This is a genomic window from Streptomyces sp. NPDC091279 (assembly GCF_044757465.1).
In the GTDB taxonomy this organism is placed as follows: domain Bacteria; phylum Actinomycetota; class Actinomycetes; order Streptomycetales; family Streptomycetaceae; genus Streptomyces.
In genome coordinates this window covers 658,154-673,401 of sequence record NZ_JBIVVA010000002.1, presented here as the reverse complement: position 1 = coordinate 673,401, position 15,248 = coordinate 658,154, and the positions used below count along the sequence as shown (strand labels likewise).

Here is a 15,248-nt window from a genome sequence, read left to right as displayed (position 1 = left end):
CGCACTTCCTTGGCACAGGGAGTCGTGTGAAACTGTCGTCCCGTCCGCCGTGCGGGCCCCCTCCGCACACCGCCCCCCACCGAAAAGTGTGCCGTGCGTGATTTTCCTCTGCCGATCGCTCTGACGGCACGGCTGTCACCGGTCGTCGTCCTGGCCGCGGCGGGCTGGGCGCTGTCGTCCGGGCCGCTCGCCGCCGCTCCGGCCACCGAGCACAAGGAAGCCGCCCGGACCGGCACCGAGTCGGCCACCGCGCCCTCCTCGGCGCCGACGCCCTCGAAGTCGTTCTCCGCCGCGCCCAGCCCGTGCACCAGCCTCGCCAAGGCGACGATCACGTCGCTCGTGCCGGGCACCAAGACGGCCGGGAAGGAGATCAGGTCGACGGACGAGACCGTGCGTCGCACCTGTTCCTGGAACGCGCTCAAGGGCTACGACTACCGCTGGCTCGACGTGTCCTACGAGTTGATGGAATCGGACGACGCGGCACAGAAGTCCTACACCTCGCGGGTCGCGGACAAGAGCGGCGGTGGGAACGTTCCCGGTCTCGGGGACGCGGGCTACTCGGTGGTGAACCTCACCACCGACGACAAGCAGCAGACCCGCGAGGGCGTCGTGATGGCCCGGGTGTCCAACGCGCTGGTGGTCATCACCTACAACGGCAGCGACTTCGAGTCGAAGAAGGCGCCGAGCACGGACGTCATCAACAAGGGCGCCATCAAGGCCGCCAAGGAGGCGGTGGCCGCCCTGCGGAGCGGCGGGAAGAGCGACGGCTGAGCCCTCCCCGCCCAACTCCCGTCAGTCGGCGGTGACTTCGGCCTCCTCCTGTCGGCCGCGCGGCAGCATCAGCGCCAGGTAGACGACCATCGAGGCGCCGAGCCCGACCGCCCAGCCGTAGGACGCGAGCGGTGCGAGCGCCGGGATGGGCCGCCCGTCGAGCAACGGCTCGAAGCTGGCGCCGCCGACGGCGAGCACCCCGCCGGTGACGAAGGCCACCACGGCCCGCCAGTTCCAGCCGCCGTCGTACCAGTAGCGGCCGCCCGTGCGGTACAGGTCGACGAGGTCGAGCTTGCCCCGGCGCAGAATCCAGTAGTCGGCGATGAGGATGCCGGCGACCGTGCCGAGCAGCCCGCCGACCAGGCCGAGCCAGGTGAAGATGTAGCCCTGCGGGTCGGCGTAGAGCTTCCAGGGGCAGATCAGCACGGCGATCACGCAGGTGGCGAACGCGCCGGTGCGGAAACTGATCTTCCGGGGCGCGATGTTGGAGAAGTCGAAGGCCGGGGAGACCAGGTTGGCGGCGATGTTCACCGACAGGGTGGCGACCAGCACGGTCACGAGGGCGAAGAGCAGGCCGACCACGTTGTCCGTCTTGGCGGCCAACTGGACCGGGTCCCAGACCGGTTCGCCGTACACGGCCTGCGAGCCGGAGGTGACCAGCACGGACAGGAACGCGAACAGCGTCATCGTGGTGGGCAGTCCGAGCGCCTGCCCCCAGGTCTGCGCCTTCTGGCTGCGGCCGTAGCGGGTGAAGTCGGGGATGTTCAGCGACAGCGTCGACCAGAAGCCGATCATGCCCATCAGGGACGGCCAGAACAGCTTCCAGAAGTCGCCGCCCCAACCGAGCTTGGAGGGCTGGGAGAAGAGCGGGCCGAAGCCGCCGGCCTTGGTGCTCATCCACCACAGCATCACGAACGCGCCGACCAGCACGAAGGGCGCCGCCCAGTTCTCGAACCGGCGGATCGTCTCCATGCCCCGGTAGATGATCGCGATCTGCAACGCCCAGAACAGCGCGAACGACAGCCACATCGTCCAGGCCTGCCCGCCGATCTTCCCGGCGTCGCTCCACCCGGAGCCGATCAGTTTCCCGGCGAGGAAGTAGATGGCCTCGCCGCCGATCCAGGTCTGGATGCCGAACCAGCCGCACGCCACCAACGCCCGTACGACAGCGGGGAGGTTGGCGCCCCGCACACCGAAGGAGGCGCGGGCGAAGACCGGGAAGGGGATGCCGTACTTCGGTCCCGCGTGCCCGGTGAGCAGCATCGGCACGAGCACGATCAGGTTGGCCAGGCCGATGGTGAGCACCGCCTGCTTCCAGTCCATGCCGACGGCGATCAGACCGGAGGCGAGGGTCCAGGAAGCGGTGTTGTGGGCCATGCCGACCCACAGCGCGGAGAAGTTGTACGTGGTCCAGGTCCGCTTCTCGACGGGGACCGGCAGCAGGTCCTCGTTGGCGTAGGGGCCGGTGGGCAGCGGGGTCCCCGGCGCGATCTCCACGCGGCCGTCGGTGAGAGTGGCTCGGGCGGTCGGCGGTATGGCCGAGGGGGCGGTGTCGGTCATGGGCAGGCCAATCGGATGAGGTGGGACGGGAGTGGCCGTGCGGGTGAGTGAGGGGGGTGCGCGTGGGGAGCGCCCCTCCCCCCTTCCCGGGCCGGCGGGAAGGGGGGAGGTCGACTGGGGGGGGCGGGGGTCAGCCGTTGAGGGCCGGGATCACCTTCGTGCCGTAGGCGTCGATGACCGTCTCCTGGGCGTCGTGCATGTCGTAGACGGCGAACTGGTCGACGCCCAGGGCCCGGAGGGCTTCGAGCTTCTCGATGTGCTTCTCGACGGGCCCGATCAGGCAGAACCGGTCGACGATCTCGTCCGGCACGAACTGGGTGTCGGGGTTTCCGCTGCGGCCGTGGTGGGAGTAGTCGTACCCTTCCCGGGCCTTGATGTAGGCGGTGAGTTCGTCGGGGACCTGCGCCGAGTGCTCGCCGTACTTGGAGACGAGGTCGGCGACGTGGTTGCCGACCATCCCGCCGAACCAACGGCACTGGTCGCGGGCGTGGGCGAGCGCCTCGGGCGAGTCGTCCTCGGTGACGTAGGCGGGGGCGGCGACGCAGATCTTGACCTCGGACGGGTCGCGTCCGGCGGCGACGGCGGCGTCCTTGACGGCCTTCACCATGTACTCGGTGAGGTAGAGGTCGGCGAGCTGGAGGATGAACCCGTCGGCCTCCTCGCCGGTCATCTTCAGGGCCTTGGGGCCGTACGCGGCCATCCAGACCGGGAGTTCGGCGCCGGGCCTGACCCACGGGAACTTGACGACGGTGCCGCCGAGGTCGGCCTCGTCGCCCCGGCCGAGGGCGCGGATGACCTTCATGGCGCCGCTGATCCGAGCCAGGGTGTTGGGGGTGCGGCCCGCGACGCGCATCGCGGAGTCGCCGCGTCCGATGCCGCAGACCGTGCGGTTGCCGAACATGTCGTTGAGGGTGGCGAAGGTGGAGGCGGTGACCTCCCAGGTGCGGGTGCCCGGGTTGGTGACCATCGGGCCGACCGTCAACTTCGTTGTGCTGGAGAGGATCTGACTGTAGATCACGAACGGTTCCTGCCACAGCACGGCGGAGTCGAAGGTCCAGCCGTGGGTGAAGCCGTTCTGTTCGGCCCGCTGCATCAGGCTGATGACCTTGGAGGCCGGCGGGTCCGTCTGAAGGACGAGTCCGAAGTCCATGGGCGCGACTCCTAGTTGAGGTACTGACAGGTGGAGCGCGGGGTGTAGACGCCGTGTCCGGCGCGTCCGGTGTACTCCCGCTCGGTGATGACGAGTTCGCCGCGCGAGAGGACGGTCTCGACGCGGCCGGTGAGGCGCTTGCCCTCGTACGCCGAGTAGTCGACGTTCATGTGGTGCGTCGCGGCGGAGACGGTCTGCTCGGCGTGCGGGTCGTAGATGACGACGTCGGCGTCGGCGCCCGGGGCGATGGTGCCCTTCTTCGGGTAGAGGCCGAACATCCGCGCCGGGGAGGCGCAGGCGATCTCGATCCAGCGGCGGCGGCTGATGTGCCCGTCGACGACGCCCTGGTGGAGCAGGTCCATGCGGTTCTCGACGCCCGGCATGCCGTTGGGGATCTTCGAGAAGTCGCCGCGGCCCCGCTCCTTCTGGCCCACGAAGCAGAAGGGGCAGTGGTCGGTGGAGACGACCTGGAGGTCGTTGGTGCGCAGCCCCTGCCAGAGCTTGGCCTGGTGCTCGCGGGGCCGCAGCGGCGTGCTGCACACGTACTTGGCGCCCTCGAAGTCGGGCTCGGCGAGGTTGTCCGTGGACAGGAAGAGGTACTGCGGGCAGGTCTCGCCGAAGACCGGGAGCCCCTCGTCGCGGGCCCGGGCCAGTTCGGCGACCGCCTCCGCCGCCGAGACGTGCACGACGTACAGGGGCGCCCCGGCGACCTGCGCGAGCTTGATGGCGCGGTGGGTGGCCTCGGCTTCCAGGAGGGCCTTGCGGACCTCGCCGTGGTAGCGCGGGTCGGTCTCGCCGCGGGCCAGGGCCTGTTCGACGAGGACGTCGATGGCGATGCCGTTCTCGGCGTGCATCATGATCAATCCGCCGTTGTCGGCGGCGCGTTGCATGGCGCGCAGGATCTGGCCGTCGTCGCTGTAGAAGACGCCCGGGTAGGCCATGAACTGCTTGAAGGAGGTGACGCCCTCCGCCACCAGCAGGTCCATCTCCTTGAGGGTGTCCTCGGTGACGTCGGAGACGATCATGTGGAAGCCGTAGTCGACGGCGCAGTTGCCCTCGGCCTTGGCGTGCCAGGCGTCGAGGCCCTCGCGCAGGGCGCCGCCGACGCTCTGGATGGCGAAGTCGACGATGGTCGTCGTACCGCCCCAGGCGGCGGCCCGGGTGCCGGTCTCGAAGGTGTCGGCGGCGAAGGTGCCGCCGAACGGCATCTCCATGTGGGTGTGCGCGTCCACGCCGCCCGGGATGACGTACTTCCCGGTGGCGTCGATGGTCCGCTCGGCCGTCCAGGCCTCGGCGGCCGGGGTGCCGGACGCGGCCAGGGCGGCGATCCGGCCGTCCTCGATCAGGACGTCGGCGTGCAGTTCGTCGGACGCGGTGATCACGAGGCCACCACGGATGACGGTACGACTCATACTCCCTCTTTCTTGGACGGACGGTGCCGACGGCTTCTCGGCGGGCCTGACTGCGGCCCCGCGGGCCCGGTCCCCGTGCACCGGGCCCGCGAAGGGCGGACGGCGCGGGTCAGGGAGCGGTCAGCGGGGAGTACGCGTCGGGACGGCGGTCCCGGTAGAACTGCCAGCGGTCGCGGACCTCGCGCAGCTTGGCCAGGTCGAGGTCGCGGACGACGAGTTCGGTCTCCTTGTCGCTGGCCACCTCGCCGGTGAACTGGCCCTCCGGGTCGACGAAGTAGCTCGTGCCGTAGAAGTCGTTGTCGCCGAGCTCCTCGACGCCGACCCGGTTGATCGCGCCGACGAAGTACTCGTTGGCGACGGCCGCCGCGGGCTGCTCCAACTGCCAGAGGTAGGCGGAGAGTCCGCGCGAGGTGGCCGACGGGTTGAAGACGATCTCGGCGCCCTCCAGGCCCAACGCCCGCCAGCCTTCCGGGAAGTGGCGGTCGTAGCAGATGTAGACGCCGATCTTGCCCACGGCGGTGTCGAAGACGGGCCAGCCTCCGTTGCCCGGCTTGAAGTAGAACTTCTCCCAGAATCCCTCGACCTGGGGGATGTGGTGCTTGCGGTACTTGCCGAGGTACGAGCCGTCGGCGTCGATCACCGCGGCCGTGTTGTAGAGGACGCCGGGCTGCTCCTCCTCGTACATGGGCAGCACCAGGACGAGCCCCAACTCCTTGGCCAGCGCCTGGAATCGCTTGACGATCGGGCCGTCGGGGATCTGCTCGGCGTACTCGTAGAACGCCTTGTCCTGGACCTGGCAGAAGTAGGGCCCGTAGAACAGCTCCTGGAAGCACAGGACTTGAGCACCCTGCGCGGCCGCGTCGCGTGCCGCCTGCTCGTGTACCTGGATCATCGATTCCTTGTCGCCGGTCCAGGCGGTCTGGAAGATGGCGGCGCGGATCACTCGGCTCATCGGAACCTCCGGTCACTCGGTGTGCGAGAAGGCTAGGAAGTCCGAAAGCCTGCTTTGAGTTGCACCGTGTCACGTCTGCGGGCGTGTGGCGTGTCACCGTGTCACGTCCTTGTCGACGCATGTTTCACCGCCGTTTTCCCAGGTCGTGTCATGTTTCACCCCTGTTGCGCGTCGTGCGCGAGGAGGGCGATGTGCACCGAGGCGGCCTGTTCGAAGTCGTCGAGGTCGACGCCGAGGCGGCCCTGTATGGCTTCCAGGCGACGGTAGAGGGCGGGCCGGGAGACGTGGTGGAGCTGGGCGGTGCGGGATTTGTTGCGGCCGGTGGCGAGGTAGGTCCGCAGCACCGACAGCAGATCCTCGTCCGCCGCGCACAGCAGCCCGTCCAACTCCCTTTCCGCGAACGCCTGTACATGCGGGTCGTCCCGCAACAGCCGTACCAGACCGCGCAGATGAACGTCTCTGAGGCGGACGACGGCGGGCAGGTCGAGGGCGGCCGAGTGGTCGGCGACGGCGTCGGCGACGTGCTGGGCCTCGCGCAGTCCGGCCGGCACGTCGTCCCAGACGGTGCGCGGGTCGGCGGCGGCCACCACCGCCCGCAGGGCTCCCGACTCGGAGCGCAGCCGGGCCGCGAAGTGCCCGGTGAGGGCCGGGGCGTCCTGGTCGCGGGCGAGGCTGAGGAGGACGGCGGTGGCGCCGTCGGCGAGTTCGGCGACCAGTCCGGACAGGCCCAGCATCCGCAGCACGCGGTCGAGTTGGCCGGGGTCGCTGTCGCGGACGACCAGCGGCACGAACGTCCGCCGGTTGACGGGCAGTCCGGCGGCCCGCGCCCGGGGCAGCAACTGCCTGGCCGGAACGACGCCGCTGACGAGGTCGGTGAGCAGGCTCTGCGCGGACTGCTCCTCCCAGGTGTGCGCGGAGCTGCCGCCCAGCATGCGGTGCAGGACGAGGGCCTCGGCGGCGCGGTCGGCGAGGAGGCGTCCGGTGGCGGTGTCGCCCCGGTGGCCGCAGAGCACGATCTGGCCCCAGCGTTCGCCGCGTCCGGCGAGTTCGGCGCGAATCCAGCCGTCGCCCTCGTTGCCGCCGGCCTGCCGGGCGATGCGTTCCCAGTCGCGCAGCACATCGTCCACGGCGGAGCGTTCACCGGCGGTGGCCAGGACCCGGTGGGCGAGGTTGGTGACGACGACCGGGCAGGCGCTGTGCGCGGCGATCTCGTCGAGGAGGCGTTGCAGCGGGGCGCCCGCGGTGATGAGTCCGGTGAGTGCGGTACGGACCGCCTCGGAGAGGCTGACGGCGGCGAACTTCCGCCGGACCAGGCGGGATTGGACCACCTCGGTCAACTCCGCGAAGGGGAAGGGCCGGTGCAGCACAACCATGGGCAGCGCGCACCGCTCGGCGGCCCGGCGCATCACGTCCGGCGGGCTCGGGAAGGCCCGGCCGAGCCCCAGGACGACGGCGGCGGCCTCGGCGCGGTGCAGCGAACGGATGTACTCGGCCTGCTTCTCCTCGTCACCGGCGAGCAACACCCCGGTGGTCAGCACCATTTCGCCGCCGGTGAGCATCACGCCCACGTCGGGTGCCTCGGCGACATGCACCCAGCGCACCGCCCGGTCGAGCTGGGCCACCCCGGCCACCACCTCCGGTTCCCCGGCCAACACCCTTTCCAGTTGGAGGACTTGCCGGACCGACAGCGCCGGTTCCAGCCGCTCCAGGGCCGCGAAGGTGGTGTTCATCAGAGACGTTCCCTTGCTCAGTGCACTACTGCGTGAGGCTCCTCAGAGCGTGGTCGAGGATCTCGGCGCCCGCTTCGGCCTCCGCGACCGTGAGGGACAGCGGCGGGGCGATCCGCAGGGCGCTGGTGTCGTGGCCGCCGCCCTTGCCGAGGAGCAGTCCGCCCGCGCGGGCCGCCTCCAGCACCGCCGACGCCGCGTCCGGGTCGGCCAGGTCGGTGCCCGGCCGGGTCAGCTCGACGCCGATCATCAGGCCCCGTCCGCGCACCTCACGCACGTGCGGCACCCGGGCGTGCCGTCCCTCGCCGTGCGTGATCTCCAGGGGGTCCCGGTAGTAGAGGGCGAGCCAGTCGGGGAGCGCGGCCCGGTGGCGGCCGAGGAGGTCCTCGGTCATGGGTTCACCAGCCCCTCGTAGGCGTCGGGGCGCCGGTCGCGGTAGAACGCCCACTGCCGGCGGACCTCGTCGATCAGGTCGAAGTCCAGGTCCCGCACGAGGAGTTGCTCGGCGCTGTCGCTCGCGACCTCGCCGACGAACTGTCCGCGCGGGTCGACGAAGTAGGAGGTGCCGTAGAAGTCGTTGTCCCCGTACTCCTCCTGTCCCACCCGGTTGATGGCGGCGATGAAGTACTCGTTGGCGACGGCCGCCGCGGGCTGCTCCAACTGCCACAGATAGGCCGAGAGTCCGCGTGAGGTGGCCGACGGGTTGAACACCAACTGGGCACCGTTGAGGCCGAGTTGCCGCCAGCCTTCGGGGAAGTGGCGGTCGTAGCAGATGTAGACGCCGACCCGGCCGACGGCGGTGTCGAAGACGGGCCAGCCCGCGTTGCCCGGCTTGAAGTAGTACTTCTCCCAGAACCCCTTGACCTGCGGGATGTGGTGCTTGCGGTACTTGCCGAGGTAGCTGCCGTCGGCGTCGATCACGGCGGCGGTGTTGTAGTAGAACCCGGACTGCTCGACTTCAAAGACCGGGACGACGATCACCATGCCGGTCTCGCGGGCCAGCTCCCGCATCCGGGTCACGGTCGGGCCGTCGGGCACCGGCTCGGCCCACCCGTAGTGCTCGGGTTCCTGGACCTGACAGAAGTAGGGGGCGTTGAAGACCTCCTGGAACCCGATGACCTTCGCGCCGAGGCGGGCCGCCTCACGGGCGTGCTCCTCGTGCTTCGCGATCATGGACTCGGTGTCTCCGGTCCAGGTGGCCTGGACGAGAGCCGCGCGGACGACGTTGGCCATGAGCTGCTCCTTCGACGGGACGTCGGCGCCTCTACGCCCGTAGACGTCAGGCCGTGGAGGGACGAACGTAAGCCTCCCCGTCGCCCTTGCCAAGACCATCGTCGTTAACCCGCTGAGACGATCACATTTCACACTCTGGTGGGCGAGGCAGGGAGGTCAGCCGCCCAGACCGGCGACCCGCAGGGCGTGCGCGAGGTCCCGGTGCCGCTCCGGGGACACGCTCCGCGCGGCTTCCAGGAGGAGCGGCACCAGGGTGCCCGGGTCGGGTTCGGCGCTGTGGACGACCTCCTCGGGGGCGCGGACCCGGACGTAGGCGTCGAGCAGGGCACCCGCCTCGCGGCGGCGGCCCGCCCCGAGCAGGTCGAGGACGGCGCCGCCGATCTCGTCGGCGGGGCGGGCGACGCCCTGGCGCAGGATCTGCTCGCCGTCCGGGCCGCGTCCGGCGACGGTCAGCGCGTCGGCCGCGGCGACCAGCCGGTCGGCGGGCAGCGAGGCGGCCTCCCAGAGCAGGGTGGCCCAGTCGGCGCCGAGTCCGGCCCGCTGGAGTTCGCCGGCGAGCAGCGGAAAGCGGGCGGCGGGCCAGTGGGCGCAGTCGACGAGCAGGACATGGGCCTCGCCGCTGCGGCCGTCGGCGCGCAGCCGCACCAGTACCGCGACGACTGCGGCGACCTCCTCGGCCAGTCCGGTGTCCGCGGGCGGCTCCGGCCACGCCGGTGCCTGCGGCTCCTCGGGCCCGGCCGCGGCCCCGGCGAACCGGGCACCCCTAGGGGAACGTCCCCCACTCCCCCCGGGTGCGGGGACATCGGTCCCGGCAGCGGGCGGAACGACGACGGGGTCGTCCCCCTCGGAGGCCATCCCGGCGAACCGAGCACTGCCCCGCCGACGCTTACGGGGCTTGACGGAGGGGTCGGGGGTTTCGGGGGCGTGGGCCGCGGACCCGGGGTCGGTGTACGGGTCGTCAGGGGCGCCGCGCTGCCCTGGGGCGCCCTCAGCACCGGCATGGACACCCCGGCCGACGGCCCTGGCTCCGGGGGCGTAAGGGTCGGCCCGCCACCCCGGGCGGGGCTCGCCACCGGCACGGAGACCCTGACCCGGCCCCGTAGTCCCGGAGGCGTACGGGTTGGCGTCAGGGTCGGCCCGCCATGCCGTGCCCACCTCGCCAGCGGCGGGGGCGCCCCGGACCGGCCCCGTAGTCCCGGAGGCGTACGGGTTGGCGTCAGGGTCGGCCCGCCATGCCGTGCCCACCTCGCCAGCGGCGGGGGCGCCGCGCCCAGGGCCCGTAGCTCCGGGGGCGTAAGGGTCGCCGTCCGGGTCGGCCTGCCACCCCGGGCCCGGCTCGCCACCGGCACGGGCACCCCGGACCGGCCCCGTGGTCCCGGAGGCGTACGGGTCGGTCGGGGCGCCTTGCCGCCCGGCCTTCTGACCGTCGTTCCCGGCGCCTCCGTCAGCCCCGTACCCCCTGCGATCCACGCCGTTCGAGGCCCCGTAGCCCCCGTGGCTCCCCTGGCCCCCGCCGTTCGACGCCCCGGAGCCGTATGCGCCCGCGTACGCGCCCCCCGGCGCGCTGCTCTCCGAGCCCGATCCCTCCGGGCCGCGCTGCTGAGGGAATCCGCCGCCGTCCTCCCGGCGGATCGGGGTCGCGTCCCCACCCCGTTGCCTGCGGTCCGACTCCGCGATGCGGGACCGGAGTTCGGTGCAGCGGGCGGTGGCGCGTTCGTGGTCGTCGTGGGCCCAGGCGAGGTCGAGACGGAGGGCGTCGGCCTCCTCGCGGGTGACGGCGCAGGCGAGCGACCGGCCCAGTTCCGCCTGCCGTTCGACGGCGTAGCGCTGTTCACGGAGCATCACATCGAGGCGGTCGCTGAGGGCGTCCCGGCCGCCGGGCCGGGCGTCGTAGGCGTCAAGTGCCGCCAGGTGCAGGGTGCGTGCGTGTTCCTGTTCGCGGGCGGCCGCCTCGGGGCCGTAGGCCGCAGCGAGGTCCTGGAGGAGCGCCTCGACGACGTCCCACGGCGGCATCTCCCGCCCGTCGAGGCAGGCCCGCATGCCGTCCGGGTCGCGCTGCCAGAAGACCGCGCACCAGCCGCCGCCCTGGTCGACGCGGGCCAGCAGACCGGCCAGGTAGTGAGTGAACTCCCGCACGTGTCCCGGCAGTTGATCCACACTCATCGCCCAACCCCCACCAGACCGCAGTACTCCAGTTCTCAGCCAACACGAGCGGTGTTACAGGACCGCTACGGCGAGCTTTCCGTGGGAGGCACGCTACGCCGCTCGCGCCGCACATGGCGCCGGTCGGCCGGACTCGCTCCGTTCACACGGCGGCGGCCTCGCACAATCCGGCCAATTCGTCCATCGAGAGGCCGAGCGCCCGGGCGAGGGCGGCGACCGTGAAGAAGGCCGGGGTCGGCGCCCGGCCGGTCTCGATCTTGCGGAGGGTCTCGGCGGAGAGGCCCGCCTCGGCGGCGACGTCGGTCATGCTCCGGCCGCCGCGGGATTCACGCAGCAGCCGGCCGAGCCGTTCGCCGCGCTCACGTTCTTCGGGGGTGAGAGGGGTGCGCACCATGACACCATTCTAATACCGGTATAGTAATTGGCATGGTGGAACTGAAAACAGACCCGATGATCGATGCCATGGACGCCGCGGGACAGGTGGTCGCGCGTGCCCTGACCGCCGTGCGGAACGCCGCTGACGTGGGCGTCTCCCTGCTGGAGCTGGACGAGGTGGCGCGGGCGGTGCTGCGCGAGGCGGGGGCGGGGTCGCCGTTCCTCGGCTACCGGCCGACCTTCGCGACGACGCGGTTCCCGGCGGTGATCTGCGCCTCGGTGAACGACGCGATCGTGCACGGCATCCCGGACGGGTACCGGCTGCGCGACGGCGACCTCGTCTCGATCGACTGCGGGGCCGAACTGGACGGCTGGGCGGGCGACTCGGCGATCAGCTTCGTCGTCGGCGCGCCGCGCCCGGCCGACCTCACGCTGATCGAGACCGCCGAACGGGCGCTCGCCGCCGGGATCGAGGCGGCCGTCGTCGGCAACCGCGTCGGGGACATCGCGCACGCCATCGGCTCGGTGTGCCGCTCCGGCGGCTACGGCATCATGGAGGACTTCGGCGGACACGGCATCGGACGCCGGATGCACGAGGACCCGCCGGTCCCCAACGAGGGCCGCCCGGGCCGGGGTTACCCGCTGCGCCGGGGCATGGTGATCGCCATCGAGCCGATGCTGATCGCGAGCGGCAAGGACGGCTACCACGAGGCGCCCGACGGCTGGACCCTGCGCACCAACGACGGTTCCCGCGCCGCGCACGTCGAGCACACGGTGGCGATCACGGAGTCGGGCCCCCGCGTCCTGACCGAACGGCGGTGAGCCCAGGGCCGGTTCGACGAGCGGCCCGGCACGAAGGCCGCGGACCGCTCGCCGTACGCGTGGCGCTTACGGCGCCGGGTTCACGACCATCGCCGAGCCGCCGCCCCGGCGTTCGGTCTCGGCGGCCGCCAACCACTTGCCGTTCGGCAGGCGTTGGACGCCGGTGGCCGCGCCGATCTCCGGGTTCAGCGTGAACGAGTGTCCGATGGCTTCCAGTTTCTTCTTCAACTCGCTGTTGTAGAGCCCGGGTTCGAGTTCCGTGGTGGCCGCGTTGCGCTGGCTGGCACGCGGTGCGGCGATCGCGTCGACGAGCGGCAGATGCCGGTCGAGGAACTCGGTGAGGGTCTGGAGGACCGTCGTGATGATGGTGGCGCCGCCGGGCGAACCGAGCGCGACGACCGGCTCACCGTGCTTGTCCAGCACGATGGTCGGCGAGATCGACGAGCGCGGACGCTTGCCGGGGCCGGGCAGGTTGGGGTCGTGCACGGCCGGGTTGGCGGGGCTGAAGGAGAAGTCCGTCAGCTCGTTGTTGAGCAGGAATCCGCGGCCCGGCACGGTGATGCCGCTGCCGCCGGTCTGCTCGATGGTGAGCGTGTAGGAGACGACGTTGCCCCACTTGTCGGCGACCGTGAGGTGCGTGGTGTTCTCGCCCTCGTAGGTCGTCGGCGCGGCCGTCCCGCCGGTCCCGCAGGCGGCCGGGTGGCGCGGGTCGCCGGGTGCGAGCGGGCTGGTGAGGACGGCGTCGTCCTTGATCAGGCAGGCCCGCGAGTCGGCGTACTTCTGCGACAGGAGCTGCTTGGTCGGTACGTCCTCGAAGGCGGGGTCACCGACCCAGCGGCCCCGGTCGGCGAACGCGATCCGGCTGGCCTCGATGTAGTGGTGCAGGTACTGGACCTCGCTGGCCTTCGAAAGGTCCGTCTTCTCCAGGATGTTGAGGGCCTCACCGACGGTGGTGCCGCCGGAGGAGGAGGGTGCTATGGAGTAGACGTCGAGGCCCCGGTACGACGTCTCCGTCGGCGCCTGGAGTTTGGCGCGGTAGGCGGCGAGGTCCTTGGCGGAGAGCTTGCCCGCGCGCGCGTTCCAGCCCGAACTGGGGTCGACCGGCGGGTGGTTGACGGTGGCGACGATGTCCTTGCCGAGGTCGCCCCGGTAGATCGCGCCGACGCCCTTCTTCGCCAACTCCGCGTAGGTGCGGGCGAGATCGGGGTTCTTGAAGGTGGTGCCGACGACCGGGAGCTGTCCGCCGGGCAGGAACAGCTTCGCGGTGGCCGGGAAGGCACGGAAGCGGGCCTCGTTGGACGCGGTCTGCGAGCGGAAGGTGTCGTCGACGGTGAAGCCGTTCCGGGCGAGGCGCTCGGCGGGCTTCAGCACGCTGCCGAGCCGCTCGCTGCCCCACTGGTCGAGCGCCGTCTGCCAGGTGGCGGGCGTGCCGGGGGTGCCGACGCTGAGGCCGCTGGTGACGGCGTCGGCGAAGGCGAGGGGCTTGCCGTTCTCCATGAACAGGTCGGAGTCGGCCGTCAGCGGCGCGGTCTCCCGGCCGTCGATGGTGTGCACCTTGCGGGACTTGGCGTCGTAGTAGACGAAGTAGCCGCCTCCGCCGACCCCGGCGGAGTAGGGCTCGGTGACCCCGAGGGCGGCGGCCGTGGCGACGGCGGCGTCCACCGCGTTGCCGCCCTTCTTCAGGACCTCGATGCCGGCGGCGGAGGCGTCCGCGTCGACGCTTGAGACCGCGCCGCCGTAACCGACGGCGACCGGGACTTTCGCGGGCGTACCGCTCGTGGACGCGGGTGGCGCCGCGGCGCTCACCGACACCACGGCGGCCGAGACCGCCAGCACCGACAGCTTCCGCGCGACAGGGCGACGACGCATCCGCACCTCCAGTCAGATTGTCCGGGCAGCTTATTGCATGATCACGGCCGCGTCATGGGGGGCGCCCGAGCGGCAGGCGGCCACCGCCCGCAGAACCGGAGGTCAGGAGCGCGCACCCGACGGCGTCCGGAGCACCCGCACCCCCACTCCGGGCCCCCACGCCCCCGCGTGAGCGGTGCACGAGAGCCCGCGTGAGAGAAGCGCACGAGAGCCCGCGCGCAGGGCCCCACGCCCCCACCCGGCCCAGGGCACTCCGGGCCCGGCGCCAGGGCCGCGCTCGGCTCACGCCGCGAAGCGGAACCCCGTTTCCCGGGCGAGCGCTAGCATGCGCCCCCATGACTGACGACGTGCTCAACATCGTCCTGGGCGTCATAGCCGCCGGTCTCAGTGCCGCGCTCGGCTGGCTGGCCCGCACCTCGCTGTGGAAACGCCGACTGCGGCGCAAGCAGGCCTTCTTCGGACTGCCCGACAACTCAGAGTCGTTGCTCGTGGTGAACCGGGACGCGGGCGGCCCCGAACTGACCGTGACCCGCCACGACGTGTTCGCGCTGCTCGAACTGTCCGCGCTCATCAAGGACTGCCGCGCCCATGCCCAGGTCCTCGCGCACGACGCGATGCGTCAGGGGTTCGGTGAGCGCACCGAGTTCTGCGTGGGCGGCCCGGCCTCCAACCGGCGGATGCTGGCCCACCTCGCCTCGCTGCTGCCGGGCGTGCGGGTGAACATCGACTCCGAACCCGGCCCGGACCGGGGGGCGTTCCAGATCGGCAGCGAGCGTTACCGGATGGAAGGGGGCCGGGCCGAGTACGTGATCCTCGCGCGGCTCACCGCGGGACAGGGCCGCGAGGCACGCCCGGTGTTCCTCTTCTGCGGCCAGCGCGCGATCACCAACCAGGCGGCCACCCGCTATCTCGCCCGGCATCACGAGCGGTTGTGGCGCAAGCACGGCAACACGTCGTTCGTGCTGCTGCTGAAGGTCGTCAACTCCCAGGCGTACGGCCCGGACGTGGTGGAACTGGTGGCGGACGTGACCCGGGCGGCGCAGGCACCGCTGCCGACCCCGGCCCCGACGGCGCCCGCTCCACGCCCCTGATCGCTGCGGCGAGCACAACCCGTCCGGCGCGCGGCTGACCTTCTCCCCACTCGCGGAGAACCCGTGGTGCGGGTCGATTCCGCTCGGTGAGCAGTGATCTCCGGCCGGCGCCGGGCGGGTATG

General features: G+C 71.5%; 12 protein-coding genes and 1 pseudogene. 3 read left to right on the top strand and 10 right to left on the bottom strand.

Going from position 1 to position 15,248, the window contains the following annotated elements; all coding sequences use genetic code 11:
• Window positions 1–93 precede the first annotated feature (93 nt).
• Window positions 94–771 carry a hypothetical protein gene (locus ACIQOU_RS06520; protein ID WP_401534394.1) on the top strand — a complete coding sequence of 226 codons (678 nt, stop codon included), beginning with the start codon at window positions 94–96 and terminating at the stop codon, window positions 769–771.
• A 21-nt stretch (window positions 772–792) separates the two neighbouring features.
• Here the strand turns inward: ACIQOU_RS06520 and ACIQOU_RS06515 are convergent, their stop codons facing one another.
• The 9 genes and pseudogenes from ACIQOU_RS06515 to ACIQOU_RS06475 form a co-directional block, all read right to left on the bottom strand.
• Window positions 793–2,331: an NCS1 family nucleobase:cation symporter-1 gene (locus tag ACIQOU_RS06515; RefSeq protein WP_401534393.1), complete on the bottom strand. Its 1,539-nt coding sequence runs from the start codon at window positions 2,329–2,331 to the stop codon at window positions 793–795.
• Window positions 2,332–2,461: 130 nt separating this feature from the next.
• The gene (locus ACIQOU_RS06510; protein ID WP_401534392.1) at window positions 2,462–3,481 is read right to left on the bottom strand and encodes a TIGR03842 family LLM class F420-dependent oxidoreductase; all 1,020 of its coding nucleotides are present in this window, start codon (window positions 3,479–3,481) and stop codon (window positions 2,462–2,464) included.
• A gap of 11 nt (window positions 3,482–3,492) precedes the next feature.
• Window positions 3,493–4,893 carry a dihydropyrimidinase gene (gene hydA, locus ACIQOU_RS06505; protein WP_401534391.1) on the bottom strand — a complete coding sequence of 467 codons (1,401 nt, stop codon included), beginning with the start codon at window positions 4,891–4,893 and terminating at the stop codon, window positions 3,493–3,495.
• Between the two features lie 109 nt (window positions 4,894–5,002).
• Window positions 5,003–5,845 (bottom strand): nitrilase-related carbon-nitrogen hydrolase, encoded by an 843-nt coding sequence (locus ACIQOU_RS06500; protein ID WP_401534390.1) that lies wholly within the window; start codon window positions 5,843–5,845, stop codon window positions 5,003–5,005.
• A gap of 155 nt (window positions 5,846–6,000) precedes the next feature.
• On the bottom strand, window positions 6,001–7,575 hold the full coding sequence (locus ACIQOU_RS06495) for a PucR family transcriptional regulator (protein WP_401534389.1): 1,575 nt from the start codon (window positions 7,573–7,575) through the stop codon (window positions 6,001–6,003).
• A gap of 25 nt (window positions 7,576–7,600) precedes the next feature.
• Window positions 7,601–7,864: pseudogene (locus ACIQOU_RS06490) on the bottom strand (aminotransferase class III-fold pyridoxal phosphate-dependent enzyme); the annotation flags it as partial.
• Window positions 7,865–7,962: 98 nt separating this feature from the next.
• On the bottom strand, window positions 7,963–8,805 hold the full coding sequence (locus tag ACIQOU_RS06485) for a nitrilase-related carbon-nitrogen hydrolase (protein ID WP_401534388.1): 843 nt from the start codon (window positions 8,803–8,805) through the stop codon (window positions 7,963–7,965).
• Window positions 8,806–8,961: 156 nt separating this feature from the next.
• Window positions 8,962–10,968, bottom strand: coding sequence for a hypothetical protein (locus tag ACIQOU_RS06480; protein WP_401534387.1), 2,007 nt, complete (start codon window positions 10,966–10,968; stop codon window positions 8,962–8,964).
• Between the two features lie 142 nt (window positions 10,969–11,110).
• Window positions 11,111–11,362 (bottom strand): helix-turn-helix domain-containing protein, encoded by a 252-nt coding sequence (locus tag ACIQOU_RS06475; RefSeq protein ID WP_401534386.1) that lies wholly within the window; start codon window positions 11,360–11,362, stop codon window positions 11,111–11,113.
• 32 nt (window positions 11,363–11,394) lie between these two features.
• Here ACIQOU_RS06475 and map point away from each other — a divergent pair, with 32 nt between their 5' ends.
• A complete protein-coding gene (gene map / locus ACIQOU_RS06470; RefSeq protein ID WP_401534385.1) occupies window positions 11,395–12,165 on the top strand; it encodes a type I methionyl aminopeptidase in 771 nt (256 codons plus the stop codon).
• A gap of 66 nt (window positions 12,166–12,231) precedes the next feature.
• On the opposite strand, the gene ggt is transcribed toward map, so the two are convergent.
• Window positions 12,232–14,034 (bottom strand): gamma-glutamyltransferase, encoded by a 1,803-nt coding sequence (gene ggt, locus ACIQOU_RS06465; RefSeq protein WP_401534384.1) that lies wholly within the window; start codon window positions 14,032–14,034, stop codon window positions 12,232–12,234.
• A gap of 335 nt (window positions 14,035–14,369) precedes the next feature.
• On the opposite strand from ggt, the gene ACIQOU_RS06460 reads away from it, so the two are divergent.
• On the top strand, window positions 14,370–15,125 hold the full coding sequence (locus ACIQOU_RS06460) for a hypothetical protein (RefSeq protein WP_401534383.1): 756 nt from the start codon (window positions 14,370–14,372) through the stop codon (window positions 15,123–15,125).
• Window positions 15,126–15,248 lie beyond the last annotated feature (123 nt).